Source organism: Phyllobacterium sp., from assembly GCF_037994425.1.
GTDB lineage: Bacteria > Pseudomonadota > Alphaproteobacteria > Rhizobiales > Rhizobiaceae > Phyllobacterium.
This window is the reverse complement of sequence record NZ_JBBNAM010000222.1, coordinates 1-3030: the sequence shown is the minus strand read 5'-3', so window position 1 is coordinate 3030 and position 3030 is coordinate 1. Positions and strand designations below refer to the sequence as shown.

The following is a 3030-nucleotide window of genomic DNA, read 5'->3' as shown; positions in this document are numbered from 1 at the left end:
AATTTGTTGAAATGCGCGATCAGACGTTAGTCGAGAAGCGCCCGCAAGCAAATGCCCTCAAGGCTCAGTTTCGTGTCCGGGGATCACTTCCGATAAAAGTGAGAAAAACTGCGGGCCTTGCATTCTCATCTGACGCTCTTGGCACATTGGCGCCTCAAATTTCGCCCCGCAGATATGCCCGCCCCTCGAAGCCCAGAGGCCCCGAAACGACGCCTCGGCGCTCTTTCAATCGTGATGCGGGCAATTGCATGCTACCTGACGGCGCATGGCCACTTTTGAAGCTTGCCTATGTCGGTTGAGGGTCGGTAGACGCCCTTTGAGGTGTTACCGGATCGCTGTTTCATTTCCTGTAGAACACCTGGCGCACGTCAATATATTCCGACCGAAAGCCGGCCTCGCAGTAGAAGAGGTAGAACTCCCAGAGCTTCTTGAACCTGACATCAAATCCGAGATGGCATAAACGGTCCCAGGAGTTCCAAAATCGCTGGCGCCATTCGGCCAGCGTTCTCGCGTAGTCCTGCGGGAAGATGTGCTCGCGGTAAAGGTCAAGACCAAAATCGGTACCGAGCCGTTTGAGCTTTTGGGGAGTTGGCAGCATGCCGCCTGGAAAGACGTAGCGCTGGATGAAATCGGGCCGCTTGCGGTAACGGTCGAAGGACTTGTCGTTGATGGTTATGATCTGCAGCCCGGCACTGCCGCCAGGCTTCAGACAATCCTTGACCTTGCCGAAGAACACCGGCCAGTATTTCTCACCCACCGCCTCGAACATCTCGATTGAGGCGACATGGTCGTATTTGCCCGTCTCATCGCGATAGTCCTGAAACTTGATATCGACGTTGCCGGAAAGCTTAGCGCGCGCGATGCGCTGCCTGGCATAGTCGTATTGCTCCCGGCTGATTGTCAGGCCTGTCACATGCGCGCCGATCTCGCGCGCGGCAAACTCGGCAAAGCCGCCCCAGCCACAGCCGATCTCGAGCACGCGGCTATCGGCGGTAATGCCGATATTGCGGGCAAGTGCGCGGTATTTGGCATTTTGTGCGCTTTCAAGATCGTTGGCGTTGTCGGCGAACAGTGCCGATGAGTAGGTCATCGTCGGATCGAGCCATTCACGATAGAAGGCGTTGCCGAGATCGTAATGGGCCGAGATATTTTTTCGCGAACGGGAGCGGGTATTCTCATTGAGCCAGTGCCGCAGCCGCTGCGCCGTATTCAGGAGAAAGTTCGACCCGCCGGCCAGATTTTCCCCCACCTCCTCATTGACCACGAAGAGCTCGAGGAAGGTCGCGACATCGGGGCTATCCCAATCCCCGTCCATGTAGGATTCGGCAACGCCGATCGTTCCGCCGGAAAAGGCGCGGCGCGGCAGGTTCCAGTTGTGCAGCACCACCGACGCGTCCGGTCCCGCCTGTCTTCCGCCTACCTTGAAGACCTGCCGGTCGGGCGTGGTAATTGTGAGCGTGCCGCGGGGCAGATGCGCGGCAGCGCGCAGGGCAGCCCGCGCCTTGAAGGGAAGACCCTTCAGCGCAGTGCCAACGTTGGGGATTAGAAAAATGGGATCAGATATAGACATCCAGGTTTCACCGTCAGCCAAAATCCAATTTCTATTGTGAACCTTGCTTGTGCGCAACGGCTGCGCTCTAGCAACCATCAATCTCGTATACGCTGGCGCGGGCCCAATGGATCGGCGGGCGATTCTTCAAACGCGAACGCGCCCTTTGTGAAAACTGCCCGCCCGTTTAATCCCTTAATTGGAGTGGTTTTTGTAAGTGGTCACCCAACACGTGGGCCAAAGATCCCGGGTGAACGGGCCGTATTTGGCCCGAACGGTTCTAATGCACCCCATCTTTGCTACACCCTTTTCATCCTTCGTGGCTCCCACGGGTGAGCATTGATCCAATGCTCGCGATGATGCGTAAATGCGATAAAGGATGTGCCGATGTTAAAATATGCGACTGCCTATATCTTCACGGCCGCGATCTTTTTCGTTCTCGATTTCTTCTGGCTCAGCATCATGGCGACCAGCTTTTATCGCGCCCGTCTTCCCGATGTGATTGCACTCAACGTCAACTACGTCCCGGCAGTCCTGTTTTACCTCATCTACGTTGCTGGGCTCGTCATATTTGCCGTGAACCCGGCTATGGAGACGGGCCGCTGGCAGACTGCCCTCTCCCACGGTGCGCTCCTGGGGTTCGTTGCTTACGCCACCTATGATCTGACGAGCCAGGCGACCTTGAAACAATGGTCCACGGTCGTCACTCTTGCCGACATGGCCTGGGGGACGCTTCTATCGGGCATTTCCGCGTCATTGGGCTTTCTTGCAGCGAGGTGGGTCGCGGCAAAGTTCGGTTGATCCTGGCATTTCGCGGTGCTCACGGCGCGGACCTCCTTTCGATGAAGGCCGCCGTATCCTCAAGGGTGGGGGCAATGAAGCGCAAGGGCGCGCCCACGGCGCCAATGATGCCAAGGTGCCCGACGCGCGGATAGAGCTTAATCTCGACGGGGCTGGCGCCCTCGCGCAACCGCTCGCCAAGCTTCGCCGAATTGCGCGGATAGACCGTCGTGTCGCTCGTCCCGTGCAAAAGCAACGTTGGCGGCGCATGGGGGCTGGCAAAATATATCGGCTCTGCCTGCCGCACCGTTTTCGCGGTGCTGAAAATTTCCGCAATCGTCTTGTCCCTCGAGGGCAGAAAATCATAAGGCCCGGAAATGCCGACGAAACCGCGAAGGTCGCGAGGCGAAAGACCTTCCGCGCCAAGCCAGGCATTGTCGAGCGCGAGCATGGCGGCCATGTACGCGCCGGCGGAATGGCCAACGAGGAAGAGCTTCGAGGGATCGCCCCCATATTGACGTGCATGATCCCTCGCCCAGCGCACCGCGCTGGCGCCATCGTCAAGAAAGCCCTGGTAGTGGACGGCCGGAAAGAGCCGATAGTCAGGAATGACGGTAACGATACCCTTGGCGGCAAGGGCCGACCCAACGAACTGATATGTCTGCCTGTCGCCGCTCTGCCAGCTGCCGCCATAGAAGAAT

At 58.1% G+C, this 3030-nt stretch carries 3 protein-coding genes; 1 reads left to right on the top strand and 2 read right to left on the bottom strand.

Annotated features, from left to right (window positions below; genetic code table 11):
* Window positions 1-340: 340 nt before the first annotated feature.
* A complete protein-coding gene (locus AAAB35_RS15590; RefSeq protein ID WP_340669203.1) occupies window positions 341-1570 on the bottom strand; it encodes a cyclopropane-fatty-acyl-phospholipid synthase family protein in 1230 nt (409 codons plus the stop codon).
* 366 nt (window positions 1571-1936) lie between these two features.
* Between AAAB35_RS15590 and AAAB35_RS15585 the strand changes: the two genes are divergently transcribed.
* Window positions 1937-2350 carry a DUF2177 family protein gene (locus AAAB35_RS15585; RefSeq protein ID WP_340669202.1) on the top strand — a complete coding sequence of 138 codons (414 nt, stop codon included), beginning with the start codon at window positions 1937-1939 and terminating at the stop codon, window positions 2348-2350.
* A gap of 19 nt (window positions 2351-2369) precedes the next feature.
* On the opposite strand, the gene AAAB35_RS15580 is transcribed toward AAAB35_RS15585, so the two are convergent.
* On the bottom strand, window positions 2370-3030 hold a 661-nt coding region (locus AAAB35_RS15580), incomplete at its 5' end, for an alpha/beta hydrolase (protein ID WP_340669201.1).